Annotated in this window: 16 protein-coding genes; 9 read left to right on the top strand and 7 right to left on the bottom strand. The window is 67.4% G+C overall.

The window, feature by feature from the left end; all coding sequences use genetic code 11:
- Window positions 1–7: 7 nt before the first annotated feature.
- The 7 genes from VLK61_RS22945 to VLK61_RS22915 all read right to left on the bottom strand — a co-directional run bounded on the left by VLK61_RS22945 (window position 8) and on the right by VLK61_RS22915 (window position 11,280).
- Window positions 8–979: an alpha-ketoacid dehydrogenase subunit beta gene (locus VLK61_RS22945; RefSeq protein ID WP_325424322.1), complete on the bottom strand. Its 972-nt coding sequence runs from the start codon at window positions 977–979 to the stop codon at window positions 8–10.
- Window positions 980–995: 16 nt separating this feature from the next.
- Window positions 996–1,910 (bottom strand): thiamine pyrophosphate-dependent dehydrogenase E1 component subunit alpha, encoded by a 915-nt coding sequence (locus VLK61_RS22940; RefSeq protein ID WP_325424321.1) that lies wholly within the window; start codon window positions 1,908–1,910, stop codon window positions 996–998.
- A gap of 264 nt (window positions 1,911–2,174) precedes the next feature.
- Complete coding sequence (locus VLK61_RS22935) at window positions 2,175–4,343, bottom strand: GDSL-type esterase/lipase family protein (RefSeq protein ID WP_325424320.1); 2,169 nt, start codon at window positions 4,341–4,343, stop codon at window positions 2,175–2,177.
- Entirely contained in the window at window positions 4,340–7,180 is a 2,841-nt protein-coding gene (locus VLK61_RS22930; protein ID WP_325424319.1) for a hypothetical protein, read from the bottom strand. The genes VLK61_RS22935 and VLK61_RS22930 overlap by 4 nt, the downstream gene beginning before the upstream one ends.
- A gap of 103 nt (window positions 7,181–7,283) precedes the next feature.
- Complete coding sequence (locus VLK61_RS22925) at window positions 7,284–7,847, bottom strand: hypothetical protein (RefSeq protein WP_325424318.1); 564 nt, start codon at window positions 7,845–7,847, stop codon at window positions 7,284–7,286.
- Window positions 7,848–7,917: 70 nt separating this feature from the next.
- Window positions 7,918–10,755, bottom strand: a complete 2,838-nt coding sequence (locus VLK61_RS22920; RefSeq protein ID WP_325424317.1) for a TonB-dependent receptor domain-containing protein — start codon at window positions 10,753–10,755, stop codon at window positions 7,918–7,920.
- Window positions 10,756–10,947: 192 nt separating this feature from the next.
- Window positions 10,948–11,280: a cupin domain-containing protein gene (locus tag VLK61_RS22915; RefSeq protein ID WP_325424316.1), complete on the bottom strand. Its 333-nt coding sequence runs from the start codon at window positions 11,278–11,280 to the stop codon at window positions 10,948–10,950.
- A gap of 238 nt (window positions 11,281–11,518) precedes the next feature.
- Here VLK61_RS22915 and kduI point away from each other — a divergent pair, with 238 nt between their 5' ends.
- The 9 genes from kduI to kdgR form a co-directional block, all read left to right on the top strand.
- Window positions 11,519–12,355, top strand: a complete 837-nt coding sequence (kduI, locus tag VLK61_RS22910; protein WP_325424315.1) for a 5-dehydro-4-deoxy-D-glucuronate isomerase — start codon at window positions 11,519–11,521, stop codon at window positions 12,353–12,355.
- A 12-nt stretch (window positions 12,356–12,367) separates the two neighbouring features.
- Window positions 12,368–13,138, top strand: coding sequence for a 2-dehydro-3-deoxy-D-gluconate 5-dehydrogenase KduD (kduD, locus tag VLK61_RS22905; protein WP_325424313.1), 771 nt, complete (start codon window positions 12,368–12,370; stop codon window positions 13,136–13,138).
- 47 nt (window positions 13,139–13,185) lie between these two features.
- A complete protein-coding gene (locus VLK61_RS22900; protein WP_325424311.1) occupies window positions 13,186–14,073 on the top strand; it encodes a carbohydrate ABC transporter permease in 888 nt (295 codons plus the stop codon).
- The gene (locus tag VLK61_RS22895) at window positions 14,070–14,942 is read left to right on the top strand and encodes a carbohydrate ABC transporter permease (protein ID WP_325424309.1); all 873 of its coding nucleotides are present in this window, start codon (window positions 14,070–14,072) and stop codon (window positions 14,940–14,942) included. The genes VLK61_RS22900 and VLK61_RS22895 overlap by 4 nt, the downstream gene beginning before the upstream one ends.
- A gap of 8 nt (window positions 14,943–14,950) precedes the next feature.
- On the top strand, window positions 14,951–16,078 hold the full coding sequence (locus VLK61_RS22890; protein WP_325424307.1) for an ABC transporter ATP-binding protein: 1,128 nt from the start codon (window positions 14,951–14,953) through the stop codon (window positions 16,076–16,078).
- Window positions 16,079–16,082: 4 nt separating this feature from the next.
- Complete coding sequence (locus VLK61_RS22885) at window positions 16,083–17,366, top strand: ABC transporter substrate-binding protein (RefSeq protein WP_325424305.1); 1,284 nt, start codon at window positions 16,083–16,085, stop codon at window positions 17,364–17,366.
- Window positions 17,363–18,526 (top strand): oligogalacturonate lyase family protein, encoded by a 1,164-nt coding sequence (locus VLK61_RS22880; protein WP_325424303.1) that lies wholly within the window; start codon window positions 17,363–17,365, stop codon window positions 18,524–18,526. Before VLK61_RS22885 ends, VLK61_RS22880 begins: the two co-directional genes overlap by 4 nt.
- Complete coding sequence (locus VLK61_RS22875) at window positions 18,526–19,983, top strand: pectinesterase family protein (protein ID WP_325424300.1); 1,458 nt, start codon at window positions 18,526–18,528, stop codon at window positions 19,981–19,983. Before VLK61_RS22880 ends, VLK61_RS22875 begins: the two co-directional genes overlap by 1 nt.
- A 58-nt stretch (window positions 19,984–20,041) precedes the next feature.
- Window positions 20,042–20,842: DNA-binding transcriptional regulator KdgR (gene kdgR / locus VLK61_RS22870; protein ID WP_325424298.1), on the top strand; the 801-nt coding region annotated here is incomplete at its 3' end.

The raw sequence follows: 20,842 nt of genomic DNA, 5'->3' as shown, positions 1-20,842 counted from the left end.
TTCCCCGTCAAGCTGCGACTTCGGCACCGGCCAGGCGCAGCGCCGCATCGCGGATCGCGTCGGCCTGCGGCACGCTGGCTTGTTCCAGCACCCAGGACGCCGCTGCCGGTGCATCCTGCCCGGTCAAGCGCAGCACCGGTGCGCTCAGCGCGTCGAATGCCTTCTCACTGACGATGGCGGCGATTTCCGCGCCGACGCCGCACAGGCGATTGGCTTCGTGCACGACGATCAGGCGGCCGGTCTTGCGCACCGAAGCCAGCACCGTCGCTTCGTCGATCGGCTTGAGCGTGCGCAGGTCGATCACCTCGGCGCTCACGCCCTGCTCAGCCAGCGACTGCGCGGCCTGCAGGCAGTGGCCCACCGTCTTCGCATAGGAGACCAGCGTCACGTCGCTGCCTTCGCGCAGCACGGCCGCCTTGCCGATCGGCACCAGATGCTCGCCGTCGGGCACCGGCCCGGGCGCATGGGCGAGCGCGAGGTCCATGAAGAACAGCACCGGGTTGTCGTCGCGGATCGCCGCCTTCATCAAACCCTTGAAGTCAGCGGCGCTCGACGGCATCACGACCTTCAGGCCCGGCGCGTGCACGAACATCGCCTCCAGGTTGTGGTTGTGCTGGCCGCCGACACCCCAGCCCGCGCCGGTCATCGTCAGCACGACCATCGGAAACTGGAACTGGCCGCCCGACAGGTAGCGCAGCTTGCCGGCGCTGTTGATGATGGCGTCCATCGACAAGGTGAGGAAGGGCGCGAACAGCAAGTCGACGACCGGGCGCAGCCCCATGGCGGCGGCGCCGACGGCCGTGCCGGCGATGATGCCCTCGGCGAGCGGCGTATTGCGCACGCGCTCGACGCCGAATTCAGTGACGAGCTCGCGGCGCTTCGTCGCCACGCCCTCGCCGAACATCAGGACGCGCGAGTCGCGGCGCATTTCTTCGGCCAAGGCCTGGCCGACGGCATCGGCAACGGTGATCGTTTGCATGGTGTGAGCTCCGGGTTCAGGCGTAGACATCGGTGGTCAGTTCGCGCAGGTCGGGCCAGGGCGAGTGCTGGGCGAAGTCGAGTGCCGCGGCGATGGCGGCGTCGACCCGCTGCTGCAAGTGGCTGAGCTCGCCGGACGCGACGACACTTTCCTTCAGCAGCCGCCCGCGCAGCAGCGCGATCGGATCGCGTGCCTTCCATGACGCGAGCTCGACCGCGTCGACATAGGCCTGGTCGTCGGGCTCGAAGTGGCCGCGCTGGCGATAGGTCGTGAGCTCCAGAAAATAGGGCTTGCCGGTGGCGCGAACGGCGGCCGCTGCTTGCTTCGCTGCGGCGTGTACCAGCTCGACATCGTTGCCATCCACGGTGCGCGTTTCGATGCCGTGGCCGCGCGCCCAGTCGGCGATGTGCTCGATCGGCATCGTCTCGTCGCGCCGAACGAAGGCCTGCCACTGGTTGTTCTCGCAGATGTAGAGCAGCGGAAGTTGCCAGGTGACCGCGAGGTTGATCGATTCGTGGAAGATGCCCTCGCAGGCCGCGCCGTCACCGAAGAACACGGCCGTGATGCCGCCCGGCTGCTGTTGCCCCATCTTCTGCGCCAACGCGACGCCGGGCGCGAGCGACAGCTCGCCGCCGACGATGGTCGACGTCAACACGACGCCAAGCTCCTGTGCCGAGACGTGCAGCGAGCCGCTCTTGCCCTTGCAGTAGCCGTCGACGCGTCCCATCACCTCGGCCATCAGGCGGCCGGGATCGGCGCCGCGCGCGAGCAGGTGGCCGGCGCTGCGGTGGTTGGTGAGGATGCGGTCGCGCAGCTCCAGGGCACGGATGACGCCGACGGCAGCCGCCTCCTGTCCGACTGCCGTGCAAGTGCCGGGCGAGGTCGGGGTGGCCAATGACGCCAGCCGCTCCTCGTGGGCCCGGATCAGCATCATCGTTTCCAGCATCGAGATGCGGAACGTGGGGTCCGGGGGAAGGTCAGGGATGGGGTGCATGGTGTGCTCGCTCCAGAGGGATGGCTTGCAGGGCCGTTGATCGGTGTGAGCAATGTAGGAACCGGGCGGTCGTCACACATCGGCCGAAGGAGCCATCGACGCCAGGTCGATGGGCCATGCGCGAACCTGCGCCGCGGTGCGCGTTCACCGTGACCCTGCCGAAACGCCGTCGGTCAAGGGCCGCGGGGCGCTCCGCTCGCGTCAAGGGCCGGTGGCCGGGAGGTCTTGCAGCCAGTCTTTCACCGGCAGGCCTTGCTGCCGCATCGCTTCGGCCGCCAGCCGCGCCATCGCTTGCGCGCCGCGCTCGGTGAAGTGCGTGTTGTCCTTCTTGCCTTCGGGCAGCGTGTCGAACCGGCCGGGCGGGATCCACATGAACAGCGCCTTCGACGGTTCGTCACCCAGGCCTTGCAACAACGCGGCGCTGGCGCGGTGCAGGTCCAGCATTGGCACCTGCAGCTCGGCCGCCACCGCACGCATCGCGGCGGGGTAGTCGCCGTGGCTGTCCACCAGGCGGCCGCTGGCGTCGAACTGGCGGCGCATCAGCGGCGTGGCGAGCCAGGGCGTGGCGCCGCGCGCGCGCACTTCGCGCACGAAGCGGCGCAGGTTGTCCTGGTAGGCGCCGCGGGCCGGGGCGTAGCGGGCCGGGTCGTCGATGCGTGCGTCGTTGTGGCCGAACTGCAGCAGCACGAAGTCGCCCGGCGCCAGTTGCGACAGCAGGTGATCCCAGCGTCCTTCATCGATGAAGCGCTTGGTGCTGCGGCCGTTGGCGGCGTGGTTCAGCAGGCGCTGCGGCTCTTTCAGCAGCGGGCGGAACAGCTGGCCCCAGCCGCGCTCGGGCTGCGGCGGGGTCAGCGGCTTGTCGGCCATCGTCGAATCGCCGGCCAGGTGCAGCGCCGGGTGCACGGTGGCAAAGGCGCCCAGTGTCTGCGGTGCCGGGGCCGCCGTGTCGGCTTGCGCAGCTGCATCGGCGCCCGGGCCCACGCCGGCGACCAGGCTCGCGAGGTAGTCCTCCAGGTGCGTGGTGCCGGTCTTCGGGTTGGCGCGGGCGCCATCGGCCGGGTCCTGCGGGTTCAGGCCGTGCCGGCGTTCCCAGTCGTCGGGCAGGCCGTCGCCATCGCTGTCCGCGGGCGCCGGCCGCGTGGCCAGCGCGGGCCAACCGCCCACCTCGGCCTGGCTGTCGATGATGCGGCCGGTGCGAAAGCGCACGTCGTCGACGAGGCGCTGGTCCACCGCATCGCGCTTCAGCGCCGCGCCGGCCCAGGCGATGACCTGGCTGTAGGCCACCGCGGCGGTGCTGGTGCGCACCGGGCCGATCTGCAATGGCTGCGCCAATCGGTAGTTAGCAGGCAGGCCTTGCGGCAAGTGCTCCTTGTGCGCCACCACCAGGCTGTAGGGGTCGGCGGGCTGGCGGCCGTCCATCAGGTTGCCTTCGAACCAGGCGCGCGCTTGCGCACTGCTTTCCTCGAAGGCCAGGCGCTGCTTGGACATCGGCCCCGGCACGTAGGCGTTGTGGATGAAGTTGTAGCTCGAGCGGGTGGCCTGCGAATCCATGTTGTAGCCCGAGCGCCCGCGGCCCCAGTCGTAGAACACGTTGTTGCGGAAGTCGTACAGCGCGCCCACCGGGTCGACCTCCGGTTTCAGCCAGTTGCCCGGCCGCGGCATGCGGTCGGCATGGTGGGCCCACAGGTTGTGGTGCATGCTGACCTTGGCGCCGCGGCCGGCGCGCAGCAGCGTGCCGAAGCCATGCTCGGTGCCTGGCGGCTTGGCGGCATTGCGGTTCAGCGATTCGCCGATGAGGGACCACTGCACGGTGACCTCGTCGAACGAGCGTTCGGGCGTGTCGAAGCGCGCGCTGACCGACAGCGTTTCGTCGGTGGACCAGCTGGCCGACACATGGTCCAGGATGATGCGGCGGCCGGCGACGATGCCGATGGCGTCTTCGTCGACCTTCAGCGCATCCCCCAGCCGCGATCGGATGTAGCGCACCACCACGTCGCTGGCGGCGATGGTGAGCGTGTGGTCGCGCAGCGTGATGCCGTCGCCCGGCGCGGTCTGGCCTGCGATGGTCAGGCGGCCGTGCGTGACGCGCAGCTCGCGCTGGAGCGCGATGGTGCCGGAGACGGCAAACACCACCGTGCGCGGGCCGGGGGTTTCAACGGCCGCGCGCAGCGAGCCGGGGCCGCTGTCGTTCAGGTTGTGCACGGTCAGCACCGCGCCGCCGCGGCCCCCCAGCGCAAAGCGGCCGGCGCCCTCGGCGCCCGGGAAGGCCAGCACCGGGGCGGCCGCCGTGGCGCGATCGGTGGCCACGGGCGCGGCACAGCCCGCGGCGAGCAGCGCCGCGGCCAGCGTGAGGCGGCGGGCCGTGCTCAAGGCGCGGGCACCCAGCCGCCCGGCGCGCCGGTGGCGGCCGTGCTCTTGTAGAACACCTCGGCCCGCGTGGCCAGGCCGGTGGTGCTGTCCAGCGGCTTGGCCAGCTGCACGGTGGCGGACGCGCCGTTCACCGTCACGTTGGTCCAGCCCAGGCGGCCGCTCACATCGAGCGGCAGGCCGGCCAGGTCCATGCTGTTCCATTCGCGCCAGCCGGCCGCATCGGTGGCGCCGCCGTTGCCGCTGCCGGACCAGGGCGGCGGGTTGCTGCTGCAACTGCCCTGGCCGGTGCCCGTGCGGCTGGTGCCGGTGCCCACGCACCAGCCCAGCGGCAGGATGTGCGGGCCGATGCGGGTGTTGATGAAGGCGATGTTGTCCACGTAGGTACTGCTGGTGGTGCTGCCGCTGCGCGCCAGCCAGGCCTGGGTGACGCCGGCGCCGGCAGTGAGGCTGCTGTCCAGGAACACGAAGCCGGCATCGCCCGCGGTGGCGCGGGCCTGCAGGATATAACCGGCCGAGCTGCTGGCGGGGTCGAACACGGAGCGGATCTCGCTCTGTTCGAACAGCGCGGCCATCACGCTGCCCCAGATGAAGTCGACGTTGCCTGCCACCAGCGAGCGCCAGACCCAGACATAACCCTTGAGCTGCAGGGTGTCCTGCTCGCTGAGGAAGTTCATCTCCTTGGCCACCAGGCGCGCCGCGGCCGGCGTGGTGCTGGTGTTGAAGTAGATCGCTTCGGCCTGGTTGTCGTACAGCGTGCTGCGGCTGTGCGGGTTCTCCAGTGTGAAGTTGGCCAGTGTCAGCAGATCGGCGTTCTCCACCAGCAGGGCCGAGCGGCCGCCGCCCAGCACGCGGTGGCCGGGCACGCGGCCCGAGGTGGTGAGCGTGGTGCCGGCGCTGGTGGCGCTGGCGCCGCTGCCCGAGTTGAGGGATTCGAAGTTGGCCGCGCCCACGCGCACGCCGTCGCGGCTTTCGCCGACGATCGTCAGGTTGTGCACGTTGCGCAGCGTGGCCAGTTCCGGGTAGAGGCCGTTCTTCAGCGTGATGGTCTTGGGCGTGGCCACGGTGTTGCAGCCCCCGCTGGCCGAGCTACCGGTGGAGCAGGCGGCCATCACCCAGTTCAGCGCGCCTTGCAGCGTGCGGAAGTCGGCCGTTGTGCCGTCGTCGTCGACCACCACGCTGGTCCGGCTGGCCGGCGCGCTGCGCGTGGTGAAGCTCCAGCCCGCGCCGCTGCCGATGCCGCTGAACGGCACGCCGCCCACGTTGCCGGTGAACACCGACGCATCCACGCTCACCGTGTAGGTGGTGTCGAAGGCCAGTCTGTTGCTGTGCAGGCGGATCGTCGCGGCATTGCCCTGCATCGTCACCGGTCGGTACCAGACGAAGCGGGCGCGGGCCGCGTTCTCGGGCATCGCGCCCAGGCCCAGCGCGTCGATCTCGAGGTTGCTGCGGGGGATGGCGGTCTGCGTGTCGGTGGCCGAGGGCGTGGTCGAGATGTCGATGCGGTCGACGACCACGTTGTCGCTGGCCCGCCGCACGGTGATGGTGCCGCTGCTGCCGAGCACAGGCGCGCTGTCGAAGGCCAGCGTCAGCAGCGTGTCGGTGGGCACGCCGGTGCCGCCCTTGACCGGCAGCAGCGTGCCGGGCGGCAGGCCGACATGGCCGCCGCCGCTGATGCTGGTGCTGAGCTTGCCGGCGCCGGCCTTGGCCAGTGCATTGGCCTTGACCAGCGCGGCCGGCCGCGGCGTGAACGCATAGGGCACGCTCCAGCCCACCGCTGACGACACCGGGCAGGCGCCCAGCGCCGCGCCATTGAGCAGCGAACCGGTGTCGGCGAAGGCGCTGTTGGCGTCGGGGTTCAGCGTCTGCAGCACACTGGCGCAGCCGGGCGCCGCGCCGCTGATGGCATGCACGTTGGCGTGCGAGATCACCTGCGCGCCGGTGCCGATGCCCACGCTGTACGAATGGGCATACACCGGCGCGGTCTTGGCGCCGGCGTGGTAGTTGTTGAACAAGTGCACCTGGCCGTAGCGCACGCGCGGTGCGCGCTGGCCGATGGCGTTGAACACGTTGTTGGCGATCGTCACTTTCAGCCGGCCGATGTCGGCGCTGAAGCTGTCCGAATGGCCGATCAACATGGTCTTGTCGTGGCGGTCGAGCATGTTGTAGGACACCGTCACGTAGTTGCCGCCACGCGTGATGTCGATCGCGCCGTCGTGGCACTGCTTGGTCTTGCCGTTCTCGATCGGCAGCGTGTCGTCGGTGACCGGCACGTCGGTGATGGTGTTGCGGTCGATCCAGACATGGTCGGCGCCCAGGATCGTGATCGCGTCGTAGGCCGCGTTCCAGCTGCCGGTGGCGCCGTCGCTCGGATCCCATACCGGCGCCACGTCGCAGGGCGCGACGATGTGCAGGTTGCGCACGATCACGTTGGAGACGCCGATGATCTCGATGCGGCCGTTGGCCAGCCCTGCGCCGGGGCCGGCGCCGATCAGCGTGGTGTTGGAGGGCAGGCGCACCATCGCGCGCAGGTCCTGATCGGCATGGCTGGTGTAGGGCTGGCCCTCGCTCATGTCGATGCTGCCGACCAGCTTGATGATCTTGGGCCGCGTGCCGCCGTTGGCGATGGCCGCCAGCAGCTGGGCTCGGTTGCCGACCGTGTAGATCTGCTCGGCCGTGGCGGCGGCGCCGCCGCTGGTGCCGCCGGCCATCGCGGCCCAGCCGTCGGCCGGAGCCACCTCGCGAGCGGGGTCGGTCTGGGCCGCGGCGGGCAGGGCCAGCGCGGTCAGCAGCGTGCAGGCCAGGGCAGCGCCCAGGCGCTGGGAAGAAGTGCGCATCATCAGCGTGTCTCCGAAGTCGTGACGACATCGGCCAGCGCCAGCCAAGCAGTGAGGGGCTGGCGGTGGCCGCGTCTTTCGTGTGTCAGCGGATCAGGTCGGCGGATCAGTGGCCACGTCGGCCGGCACGGCGCTGCAGCGCCGCACCGAGCGCCGCCGCGGCCAGCAGGGCCAGCGGCGCGGGTTCGGGCACCGTCTGCAACTGCAGGCCCAGCGGGCCGAAGCTGTCGGCCAGTTGCACATCGCTCAGCGTGAGCTGCAGCGTGTGATCGTTCAACAGCGTGGCCGTCACGCTGCCGGACAGCAGCGCCGACAGATCGACGCTGACACTGCCCAGCGGCGCCGCGAGCCCGCTGAAGTCGAAGGCCAGCACCGTGCTGCCGGCCAGGCCGCTGCCGCCGTTGTCGTACAGCTGCAGCAGGCCACTGCTGAAGAAGTCGATGCCGATCGCAAAATCGGCCGTCAGGAACTCCAGGTCGCTGTCGCTCAGCGCCGTGACATTCGAGCCCGGCCCGGCCGCGTAGCCGCTGTCGGCCCCCAGCAGGCTGGGGCTGCCGTCCTGCAGCGCGGTGATGCTGGCGCCTGGCGTCAGCGCCGCGCTGGCGCCGACGGCCGCAAGCGCCAAGGCCGCAGCGGCCAGCAGGCGCGCGAAGAGCAGGCGTGATGTCATGTCTTACGCTCCGTGTCAGTCAAGGGGTCAAAGCCTGCGGTGAATGCCGGCCAGAACACGCATGCGGCGATCAGAACGTGTACTCGGCCGACAGGCGATAGGCGCGGCCCAGCACATCCACCGAGCTCGTCAGGTAGCCGTTGTAGCCGGTGTGGTTGGTCAGCGGCGGCTGGCGATCGAACAGGTTGTTCACCGCCAGGCCGAGCTTGAGGTTCTTGATGCCGCTGTACTCGATGCCCAGGTTGTACTGCTCATAGGCCGCCACGTTGCGCGGCCCCTCGGTGCCGGTACCGGTGCGCGCAGCGGCGTTCTGGTCGCGGAACTTGCTCTGGTAGCGCTGCGAGAGCTGCGCCTTCCACGATCCGAGGGCCCAGCCCACCGAAGCAGTGTGGCGCCAGCGGTTGTTGAAGCCGCGCGTGGCGTTGCTCAGGCCGGCGTTCGGGTTCACCGGCACGACGTCGTTGTAGTAGCCCAGCGCCGTCATCCAGTTGTCGCCGTTGACGCCTTCGGAGCGGGCATCCCATCGGGTGAGGTAGGCGATGTCGATGCCGGCGCTGAAGATGCCCGCCGAACTGGGCTGGCTGACGAACTTCACACTCACGTCCAGGCCCGCAGCACGCACCGAGCCGACATTGGACGGTGCGTTGAACACCGCGTTGAGGGCCAAGGTGCCATCGGCGTTGCGGCGGATGATGCCGCTGTAGATGTCCGGATTGGCCAGGATGAAGTCGATCGGGCGGGTGCCGATCACGTCGTCCATCTGCGTCTTCCAGTAGTCCACCGTCATCGTCAGACCCTTGACGGGCTCGAGCCCGAAGCCGAGCGTGAAGCTCTTCGAGGTCTCAGGCTTCACGCCGGTGGTGCTGGGGTCCTTGGTGATCTGGAAGCGGTTGGTCAGGCTGCAGACCTCGGCAAAGGTGTAGCCCGCCCGGGGTGTCTTGACGCCGTTGATCGTGGGGCACAGCGTCGGGTCGTCGAAGGTCGGGATGGACGTGAGCTCGGTTTCCTTGGTGTAAATCTCCGGGATGCTGGGCGCGCGGTAGCCGGTGTTGGCCGACGCACGCAGCACCAGTTGCCGCATCGGCTGCCAGCGTGCGCTGAGCTTGGGGTTGACCGTGGTCTCGTGCAGGTCGTCGTACTTGTCGGCGCGCACCGAGGCATTGAGCGTCAGCGTCTTGAGCACCGGCACATCCAGTTCGGCAAAGGCCGAGGTGATGTTGCGGTTGATCTTGTTCTCGGTCTTGGCACTGGCGCCCACGGCCTGCGCATCCTGGCCCAGCAGGTCGACCAGGCCGTTGAGCGAAGGTGCCGGGTCATTGATGGCCAGGCCCACGGCGTGCCAGCTGTCGCGGCGGAATTCGCCGCCGACGGCCAGCGTCAACGGGCCGCCGGCCATGTCCATCAGGTCACGGGTGAGCGTGAAGTCCAGGCTGGTGTTGCCGGCCTTGTGCAGCCGGAAGCTGCGGCCCTCCACCGAGTTGGCGTTCAGCAGGTCCAGCCCCTGCTGGGTCTGCAGGCCGAAGGGGTTGAGCCGGGGGTCGAGGTACAGCGTCCTGGCCGTGCCTTGCGTGCTTGCGATGCCGGTGACGGTGGTCCAGCCGGAGCCCGCGCCGGTGTCGCGCTCGGAGGTGCCGAAGTTCAGGCCGCTGCGGTAGTCCCACTGGCCGAAACGGCCTTCGGCGGCCAGCACGATGCGCTGGTTGGTGTGCTTGTCTTCGCGCACCCGGTGGCCCAGGTCGTCGACGGACCACAGCACGTCGATCGGCCGGTCGCCGGTATCGACGCCGGGCACGGCGGGCACCAGGCCCTTGCCGGGGTAGTAGGGATGCGTGCTCTCCAGCCGCACGGTGACCGGCACCGGCGCGTTGTACTGCTTCACCGTGAACTTGGCGAGGTTGTACTCCAGGCTCAGGCGGTGGTCGGCGCCGAGCGCCAGTGTGCCCTTGGCGAACAGCGTGAGGTTGTCGTTGCCGTTGCTGAAGGCGGTGTAGGTGTCCGGATCCTGGAAGCAGGTCTGCCGCCCGCCTGCGGTGCTGGGCACCGAATGCCCGTCCAGACAGGCGGCGCCATAGTAGGGGTTGTAGCGCAGCGTGCGCTGCGACGAGGTGGGATGCGTCGGATCGGTGAAGTTGCCGGGCGTGGCATTGGCGCCGAGCGCCGGCGCGGTGGAGATGCCCAGCGAATTGAGCGCCGAGCCGTCGATCAGCTCCGGGCGCTCTTCGCGCTTGAGCACCTTGCGCTTCTGCACCTCGAGCGCGGCATAGGCGTTCCAGCCGTCCTTGGCCAGGTTGCCGCGGCCGAAGGCCAGGCCCAGCGTCTGCTCGTCGCCCCCGCCCGAACGCTCGGGTTCCAGCAACTCCGCGCGGACCTTCAGGCCCTCGAAGGCGCGCATGGTGTAGAAGGCCTGCACGCCGCCGATGGCGTCGGAGCCATAGGCGGATGACGCGCCGTCACGCAGGATGTCGACGCGCTCGAGCGCCATGCGCGGAATCACCGAGAGGCTGACGTACTGGTTGGTTAGTGGCTCCTTGGCCAGGCGCCGGCCGTCCAGCAGCGTCAAGGTGCGCATCGGACCCAGGCCGCGCAGGCTGGTGATCGGCCCGGCGGTGCCGGCGAAGCTGCCGAGCGAGTTGGCCTGTGGCAGCTCGAGCATGAAGTCCTTCAGCTCGGTATGGCCCCGGAGCGTGAGATCTTCGGCCTTCAGCGAGGTGACCGGCAGTGCCGTCTCGTCGGACACGCTGCGGCGGATGATCGAGCCGGTGACTTCGACCCGCAGGGTCTCGGTCTGGGCCAGTGCCGGGCCCGCCAGGGTGGTCACGGCCAGCATCACGGCGGTGGGGGCTATGCGCAGGGGGCGCTGGCCCGGCAGGGTCGAGGTGGGCAGCGGATGGGGGTGGCGCCTTGTCATGGCTTGTCTCCTGATAACGTTCGAATGGTGCGTCAGCTGGGCAACGCTGCGTGCGCAGGACTCTTCCGGCGCCGCGGCATGCGGCGCCGTGCCCGAGTCACGGGGATCACGGTCTTGGGCGCGCGCAGGGCGCCCTTCGGAACTCAAGGCGCGGGCCGCTGCAGTGCGGCACGCGCCGGGGCAGGGCCAGGCCTAGAGGTAGTCCTCTCGGCGGGGCGAAAACTGATCCAGCAGCGTGCTGCCGGCTTCGAGGGCGATCACGCCGTGTTCGTGCAGGCGCGGCGCCACGAAGGCATCACCGACGTGCAGCACGCGCTTCACACCGGCGACCGTGGCCTCGAACGAGCCGGCCACGACATAGGCAATTTGGTCATGCGCATCGTGTGCATGCGGCGTGCCGATGGCGCCCTTGTCGAACTGCACCAGCACCGACATCAGCTCCGGCGTGTGGCCGACGATCTTGCGGCGAATGCCATCGCCCAGTTCGGTCCACGGAACTTCGGCATGCAGGAAGAACGGTGACATCTCTGCTCCATTTGCTTTGGAAGCGTCCCCGTGTTTCCCTGGGGATCTCCCGTGGCCCGCAGGCCTTGTGAAACGCTGATTTGCGTGTACTATAGCCCCACGAATTCAATTTGAAACGTCGGTTCATTAAATAAGAACAGCGTTTCCGGGAAAGTCCCAACCCACCCGTTCACGGCGCGCCACACTGGGCGCCGCGGTGCCCGCGGAGTTGGCACCCGTCACAGCCCTAGGAGCCCTCATGCAGATTCGGCAACCCGTTCACAGCGAACATGCCCGCACGCTCGACACCACTGGCCTGCGCAAGCACTTCCTGGTCGAAGACCTGTTCCAGCCCAACCAGGCCACGCTGACTTACAGCCAGATCGACCGCATCATCGTCGGCGGCATCCACCCGGTGGACCAGGCCGTGCGTTTCGCGCCCGAGCTCGGCAAGCACACCGGTACCGACTTCTTCCTGCAACGCCGCGAGCTGGGGCTGATCAACATCGGCGGCGCCGCGGTGGTCGAAGCCGACGGCAAGCGCTACGAGGTCGGCCCGCGCGAGGCGCTGTACATCGGCCAGGGCGCGAAGGAGCTGAGCTTCACCAGCGTCGATGCAGGCCACCCGGCCAAGCTGTACTTCAATTGCGCGCCGGCGCACACGCATTACCCGAACAAGAAGATCACGCTGAGCGAGGCTTCGCCCGAGACGCTGGGCGATCCGAAGACCAGCAACCGCCGCACGATCCACAAGTTCATCGTGCCGGACGTACTGCCCACCTGCCAGTTGCTGATGGGCATGACCCAGCTGGAGCCCGGCAGCCTGTGGAACACCATGCCCTGCCACCAGCACGACCGGCGCATGGAGGTGTACTTCTACTTCGACATGCCGGCCGACGGCGTGGTCTTCCACATGATGGGCGAACCGGCGGAGACGCGGCACCTCGTGGTGCGCAACGAACAGGCGGTGATCAGCCCGAGCTGGTCGATCCACAGCGGCGTCGGCACGCAGGCCTACACCTTCATCTGGGGCATGGTCGGCGAGAACCAAGTGTTCAAGGACATGGACCACGTGCCGATGACGGCCTTGCGCTAACCCACAAAAGGCATGTCGTCCATGGTACTGGAGCAATTCAGCCTGCAAGGCCGGGTGGCCATCGTCACCGGCTGCAATACCGGCCTCGGCCAGGGCATGGCCCGTGCGCTGGCGCAGGCGGGGGCCGACATCGTCGGCGTCAACCAGTCGCAGCCGCAGGACACCATCAGCCAGGTCCAGGGCCTGGGTCGCCAGTTCCTGGACCTGCGCGCGAACCTGGCCGACTCAGGCTGCATCGCCGCGCTGATGCGCGACGCGGTGCACTGGCGCGGGCGGGTCGACATCCTGGTCAACAACGCCGGCATCATCCGCCGCGAAGACGCGATCAAGTTCAGCGAGAAGGACTGGGACGATGTGATGAACATCAACCTGAAGTCGGTGTTCTTCTTCTCGCAGGCCGTGGCGCGGCAATACATGGCGCAAAAGAGCGGCGGCAAGATCATCAACGTCGCGTCGATGCTGTCGTTCCAGGGCGGCGTGCGCGTGCCTTCGTACACGGCGTCAAAGAGCGCGGTGATGGGCATTACCCGATCGATGGCCAATGAATGGGCCGGGCATCGCATCAATGTCAATGCGATTGCGCCGGGCTACATGGCGACCAACAACACCGCCGCCTTGCGCGCCGATGAAACACGCAATGCGTCGATCCTGGAGCGCATTCCGGCAGGTCGCTGGGGCGTGCCGGACGATCTGGCGGGGCCGGTGGTGTTCCTCGCTTCACAAGCGTCGGATTACGTCAACGGCTACACGGTGGCCGTTGATGGCGGCTGGCTGGCGCGCTAGCCAAACAATTCAGACCTGCCCACGACAAGGCAGGCACCGGAGACACGATGTACGAGAACAAGCGGATCGGCTTCTTGTTCGTGCTGCCCTTCGTGCTGGGCGTGCTCGGCTTCAAGCTGTTCCCGTTCATCATGAGCCTGGCGCTCAGCTTCACCGAATACGACGTGTTCAGCCCGCCGGTGTTCATCGGTGCGGCGAACTACGTGGAGCTGGCCAGCAAGGACCAGGTGTTCCGCCAGTCGCTCGGCGTCACGCTGCTGTTCGTGGTGCTCGCCGTGCCGCTGCGGGTGGGCTTTGCGCTGTTCATCGCGCACGTGCTGAACTTCAAGCTGCGCGGCATCAACTTCTTCCGCTCGGCCTTCTACCTGCCGTCGATCCTGGGCGGCTCGATCGCGGTGGCGGTGCTGTGGCGCTTCATCTTCTCGCAGCGTGGGCTGGTCAACATCCTGCTGGCCAAGCTCGGCATCGAGCCCATTCTTTGGCTGGCCGATGAGCACTACGCCATCTGGACCATCGTGACGCTGTTCACCTGGCAGTTCGGCTCGTCGATGGTGATCTTCCTGGCGGCGCTGCAGAACGTGCCGCAATCGCTGTACGAAGCGGCGGAGATCGACGGCGCCAGCAAGTGGCAGCAGTTCACCCGCATCACCGTGCCGCTGATCACGCCGGTGATCTTCTTCAACATGATCATGCAGCTGGTGCACGGCTTCCAGGAGTTCAACGGCCCGTACATGGTGACCGAAGGCGGGCCGCTGCATTCGACCTACGTGCTCAGCCTCTACATCTACGAGGAGTGCTTCAAGTACTTCAACCTCGGCTATGGCGCGGCGCTGTCGTGGGTGCTGTTCGCGTTGATCGGTGCGTTGAGCGCGGTGTCGTTCTGGAGCTCGAAGTACTGGGTGTTCTATGCGGGCGAAAAAGAGGTGCGCAAGTGAGTGCCACTGAAGCCCTGAGCCTGAACACCGAACGCCGTGAGCGCCTGGCGGCGTGGCTGCGCTACGGCGCGCTCACCGCTGTCGGGCTGGTGATGCTGTACCCGATCCTGTGGCTGGTTGCGGCGTCGTTCAAGAGCAATGCCGAGATCTTCAGCGAGATCGGCCTGCTGCCCAGCCGGCTGGACTTCAGCGCTTACGTCAAGGGCTGGAAGACCAGTTCCGAATACACCTTCGCCACCTACTTCCTGAATTCGTTCCTGATCGTCATTCCGCGCATCATCGTCACGGTGATCTCCTGCGTGCTGGTGGCTTACGCTTTCGCGCGCTTCGATTTCTGGGGCAAGAAGATCCTGTTCTCGGTGATGGTCACGACCATCATGCTGCCGCACATCATCCTGCGCATTCCGCAGTACCTGATGTTCAAGGAATTCGGCTGGCTGGACAGCTACTGGCCGATCATCGTGCCCTCGGCCTTTGCCACCGACACCTTTTTCGTGTTCATGCTGGTGCAGTTCCTGCGCGGCATTCCGCGCGACATGGAAGAGGCCGCGATGATCGACGGCTGCAACCCGCTGCAGCTGCTGCTGTACGTGATCGTGCCGCTGCTCAAGCCCGCCATCGTCTCGGTCATCGTGTTCCAGTTCATCTGGACGATGAACGACTTCATGGGGCCGCTGATCTACCTGTCGTCGGTGGAAAAGTACCCGGTCTCGCTGGCGCTGAAGATGACCATCGGCGCGACCGAAGAAGTGGAATGGGCCAGCGCGATCGCGATCTCGGTGGTGGCGCTGCTGCCCTCGGTTCTGGTGTTCTTTGCAGCACAGAAGCACTTCATCGAAGGTGCCGCCTCCAGCGGCATTAAAGGCTAGGAATTCCTGTGGCGCAGTTGAGCCTGAAGAAGATTGCCAAGGTCTACCCGAACGGCTTCAAGGCCGTGCATGGCGTGGACCTGGAGGTGAGGGACGGCGAGTTCATGGTCTTTGTCGGCCCCTCGGGCTGCGCGAAGAGCACGCTGTTGCGCATGATCGCCGGGCTGGAAAGCATCAGCGGCGGTGAGCTGGTGATCGGCAACACCGTCGTGAATGAACTGCCGGCCAAGCAACGCGGCATTGCGATGGTGTTCCAGAACTACGCGCTGTATCCGCACATGAAGGTCTGGGACAACCTGGCCTTCGGGCTGAAGCTGGCCGGCACGCCCAAGGCCGAGATCGACAGCCGCGTGCGTGAAGCGGCCAAGCTGCTGGAGATGGACCACCTGCTGGACCGCTACCCGAAGCAGCTGTCCGGCGGCCAGGCGCAGCGCGTGGCGGTGGGCCGCGCCATCGTCAAGCGACCGGAGGTGTTCCTGTTCGACGAGCCGCTGTCGAACCTGGACGCCAAGCTGCGCGCGTCGATGCGCGTGCGCCTGACGGAGTTGCACCAGACGCTGCGCGACAAGGGCATGCCGGCGACCGTGGTCTACGTGACCCACGACCAGGTCGAAGCGATGACCATGGGCGAGCGCATCTGCGTGCTGAAGGAAGGCACGATCCAGCAGGTCGATACTCCGGCGGCGCTGTACGAGCGGCCGGCGAACGCGTTCGTTGCCGGCTTCATCGGCTCGCCGGAGATGAATCAGCACGATGTCGAGTTGAGTGTCACGTCGGACGATGTGGCGTTCAGCTTTGGCGGTGTGCGTCTGCCGCTGCCGGTGGTGAAAGCCGATCGTTTGCGTTCGCGCGGCAATGGCGCGGTGAAGCTGGGTCTGCGGCCGGAACACATCACCGCGATCGCCAGCCACGCCGGTGCGGTTCGGGTGCCGGGCACGCTGCGCTTCATGGAGAACATGGGCAGTGAGGTCTTCGTGCATGCCGAGCTCGGCGGCCTGCCGTTCACCAGCCGGGTGGCCTCGGATGCCCTGGGTGATTTGGTGGGCAAAGCGCGCGGCGACAGCCACGTCTTCCACGTGCAGATGGCGGCGTGTCATGCTTTCGACAGCGCCAACGGCGTCAATCTGCTGATCTGACGTGATGCATCGCCGATCCTTTATCGCTGCCCCACTGGTGTTTGCCGGCAGCACCGCCCGCGCCGAAACCGCCACGCTGCGCTTCCTGTGGTGGGGCGGCGGTGAGCGCCACAAGCGCACGCTGCAGGCCATCGCGGCATTCGAAGCACAGAACCCGGGCGTGAAGATCAAGCCCGAGTACATGGGCACGACCGGCTACCTGGAAAAGCTGACGATGCAGATGGCCGGCGGCACCGAGCCGGACATCATGCAGATCAACTGGGCCTGGCTGGCGATGTTCAGCCGCCATGGCGACGGTTTCTACGACCTGAACCAGCAGAAGAGCCAGTTGGCGATGGATCAGTTCCCTGATGAAGAACTGCGCATGGGCAGCGTGCAGGGCAAGCTCAATGGCCTGTCGCCTTCGTACACCGCGCGCCTGTTCGTCTGGAACCAGGCCAGCTTCGCGCGCGCCGGGCTCTCGCTGCCGCGCACATGGGACGACCTGTTCGCCGCCGGCCCGGTGTTCCAGAAGAAGCTCGGCGAGCAGGCCTATCCGATCGACGGCGAGCCCTACGACATGCTGCTGCTGGCGCAGGCCTACATCTTCCAGAAGCATGGCACGCCCTACGTGCATGCGTCCGGCAAGCAGGTGGCGATGAGCCCGTCCGCGCTGCTGGAATGGGTGCAGCTCTACAAGCGACTGGTCGATGCGCATGTGGCCACGCCCTTGCGCCACCGCGCCAGCCTCGGCGGGGCCGAGAAGCCGCTGGAGCAGCAGCCCGACTGGGTGGTCGGCAACTGGGCCGGCAACTACGCCTGGGACACCACGCTGCGCCTGCGCCAGAGCACGCTGGACAAGCAGCAGAAGCTGGACATCGGTGAGTTTCTGACGCTGCCGAATGCCAGGAACAGCGGCATGTTCGGCCGGCCGGCCATGCTGTTCTCGGTCAGCAAGCGCTGCAAACATCCGGCGATTGCGGCGCGCTTCCTGAACTTTCTGCTCACCGACCCCGAGGCGGCCCGCATCCTGGCCTTGTCGCGCGGCGTGCCGTCGACGGCGCGCGCGTTCAACACACTGCAACAGGCCGGCCTGTTGCCGCCACTGGAACTGAAGGCCTACCTGCAGATCAAGGCGCAGCGCGATGCTGGCCGCATCGAGCTGCCTTCACCGAAGTTCGAAGACGCGCGCTTTCGCAAGTTCATGCGTGAGGTCTTCGAGCGCGTGTCCTACGACAAGATCACCGAACAGGAGGCCGCAACGCGCTTGCTCATCGATGGCAATGCGCTCTTGGCACGCATCAAATGAAAACATCAGGCAAACACACCGTCCACACGCTCACATTCGATGTCAGCGAGGATCCCGACACCGGCGCCCGGATGACCCGGCTGACGCCGATCGACGTCACCTGCCATCGCAATTACTTCTACCAGAAGTGTTTCACCAACGACGGCGGCAAGCTGGTCTTCGGCGGAGAGTTCGGGCCTGGGGACGATTGGCACTACCACCTGCTGGACCTGGCCAGCGGCGAGGCACTGCAACTCACCGACCAGCCGGAGGAAAACACCTTCGGCGGTTTCCTGAGCCCCGATGACAAGCATCTGTACTTCGTGCGCGCCAAGCGCCAGCTGATCCGGCTGGAACTGGCGACGCTGCGGGAGGAGGTGGCCTACACCGTACCCGAAGCCTGGGTAGGCTACGGCACCTGGGTGGCCAACAGCGCCTGCACCAAGATGGTCGGCATCGAGATCCTGGCGACTGACTGGTTCCCGTTGTCGGACTGGCAGAAGTTCCGCGACATGTTCTACGCCAGGCCGCGCTGCCGGCTGATCCGCATCGACCTGGCGACGGGTCAGCGCGAGACCATCCACGAAGAGAAGTTGTGGCTCGGCCACCCGCAGTACCGGCCCTTCGACGACAACACGGTCGCCTTCTGCCACGAGGGCAACCACGACCTGGTGGATGCGCGCATGTGGTTCATCAACGAGGACGGCACCAACCTGCGCTGCGGCAAGCAACATGCCGAGGGCGAGAGCTGCACGCACGAGTTCTGGGTGCCGGATGGCTCGGCGATGGTCTACGTGTCCTATCAGAAGGGCCGGCCAGAGCGCTGGATCCGCTCGCTGGACCCGGTCACGCTGCAGGACACCGCGCTGGTGAACATGCCGCCATGCTCGCACCTGATGAGCAATGCCGATGGCACGCTGATCGTCGGCGACGGCTGCGGCAGCCCCGTCGACGTGAATGACAGCGCGGGCTACGCGATCCAGACCGACCCGTACCTGCACCTGTTCGACCTGAAGGCCGGCACCGAGCGGCGCATCGCGCGGCACGACAGTTCGTGGGGCGTCTACAAGGGCGACCGGCAAGTGACCCACCCGCACCCCTCTTTCACGCCGGATCAGAAGCAGGTGCTGTTCAGCTGCGACAAGGCCGGCGAACCCGGGTTGTTCCTGGCCGATCTGTGATGCCTGCCGGCCTGCGCCACGGGATCACCGGAGCAGCCTGCGCTGCGCTGGTGGCCTGCGCAGGCGATGGCTCGACAGTGATAGCGCGGGAAGTGCGCGGCAGCGTCCTGCGGCCTCAACTCAGCGATGCGCAGGCCCTGGCCTACACCCGCCAGCGCGTGCTGGCCGCCGCCGGCCACGCCGGCGCGCTGGTGGCCGACGGCTGGGAGCCGTTGGCGGACCTGGTCATCACCGGTCGCGCGCCGCCTGCCTTCCACTACCGCGTCGACCCCGCGGCGGCCGACGGCCGCACGGTCTTCGCCACCGTGCAGGCCGCGGTCAATCGTGCGCATGGCGATGCCGCGTTGGGCGCGCTGGCGGTGTCGCGGGTCTACATCGGCATCGCTCCCGGCAGCTACCACGAAGTGGTCTATGTGCCCGCCGGCCCGATACCCATCACGCTGTGGGGGCAGGGCGCCGACCCGGCGGCCGTGCGCATCCACCACGCCCTCGATGCCGGGCTGCCCGTGGCCGCGTACATCGCGCAGCATGCGGTGGTGTACGAAGCGGCGGGCCTGCATGCCGACATCGCCGCCTTCTTTCGCGCCTGCAGCAGGCAGCTCACGCTGAATACCGGATGCACGCCGGTGATGTGGGTCAAGCGTGACGGCTTCCAGGCACGCAACCTGACGGTGGACAACGGCCACGACCCCGACCGGGGTGACTCACCGCTGCAGCCCCAGGCACGACACCAGGCCGTGGCCTTCAAGTCCGAAGGTGCCGACCGAGTGCACCTGGAGCAGGTGCGGCTGCTCGGCCACCAGGACACGCTGTACCTCACCACCACGGCTGCAGACCGCACCGTACGCAGCTTCATCCACCGCAGCCTGGTGGCCGGCGATGTGGACTTCATCTTCGGTCCGACCACCGCGTACTTCCAGTCCAGCGAGATCCGCTGGGTCGGCGGCCGGCGTCAGCTGGCTTCGGGCTACATCGCAGCGCCGAGCACGAACCTCGGCATTCCGTACGGCTTCGTCTTCGAGGAGTGCGATTTCACGCACGAGGGCGGTAGCCTGGCCCAGGCTGGCGGTGTGCACCTGGCCCGCCAGTGGTTCACCGGCGCCACGTGCAGCCCGTATGGCGACAAGGCAGCACAGTGCGCCATCGTGCCCGGCGGCGCTGCCAACACGGGTGATGCGATCAGCACGCTGACGCTGGAGACGGTGGGCAAGATGGCGGTGCTGAACTCGCGGCTCGGCAGCCACTTGAAAACCGCCTCGCCCTGGGCGCCTTGGCAGGCAGAGCGTAGCGCCCGCAATCACCGACCCGTGCAGACCAGCAGCGACGACTTCTGGCACCTGCTTCAGGCCACCGGCAAGAACCCGGCAGCGCTGGGCTACCGCCGGCCCGACCCGGCGGAACCCTACCTGGCCGAATACCGCAACAGCGGGCCGGGCAAGGGCGCATCCGCGCCGTGAGCTGCCGGTTTGCAGGCAAAATCCACTTTTGAAACGCCATATCAGAGCAGCCGAAACGATGGACGACGATTCACTCGACCCCAAACAGCCCGAATCGGTGGCCGCGGTGCTGAAGGTGTTTGCCATCCTGCAGGCGCTGGGCGAACGCGATGAAACCGGCATTTCCGAGCTGTCGATGCGGCTGGCCATGCCCAAGGCCACGATCTACCGCTTCCTGCAGACGATGAAGAGCCTGGGCTACGTGCGACAGGAGGCCGATAGCGAGCGCTACGGCCTGACCATGCGCATGTTCGAACTCGGCACCAAGGCGCTGCAGTTCCCCGACCTGACCGAGCTGGCCCGCACACACATGCAGATGGTGTCCGACCAGACCGGCGAGACGGTGCACCTGGGCACGCTGATCGACAGCGAGATCATCTACGTGCACAAGGTGGATTCGCGGCACATGCTGGGCATGTATTCGCGCGTCGGCCGGCGCGCGCCGCTGCACTGCACCGCCATTGGCAAGGTGCTGTTGGCCTGGGAAGATCCGCAGCGCCGCGAACGCATCCTCGAAGGTTGCGACTTCAAGCGCTACCGCGAGAAGACCATCACCGACCGCGACGCCTTTGCCGCCGAACTGCAGCGCACGCGCGAGCAGGGCTTCGGCCAGGATCGCGAGGAGTTCGACGACCACATCCGCTGCGTCGGCGTGCCGGTGTTCGACCGGCTCAATCAGCCGGTGGCGGGGCTGTCGGTCAGCTTCCCCTCGTTCCGCTACAGCGAAGAGAAGGAGCCGGCCCTGGTGGCCATGCTGCAGCAGGCCAGCCGCGTGATCTCCGGCCAGCTGGGCTGCACGCAGTTTCCGCTGGATCCGCCG

The organism is Aquabacterium sp. (assembly GCF_035476535.1).
Taxonomy (GTDB): Bacteria; Pseudomonadota; Gammaproteobacteria; order Burkholderiales; family Burkholderiaceae_C; genus Pseudaquabacterium.
This window is presented reverse-complemented; position numbering and strand designations above follow the sequence as displayed.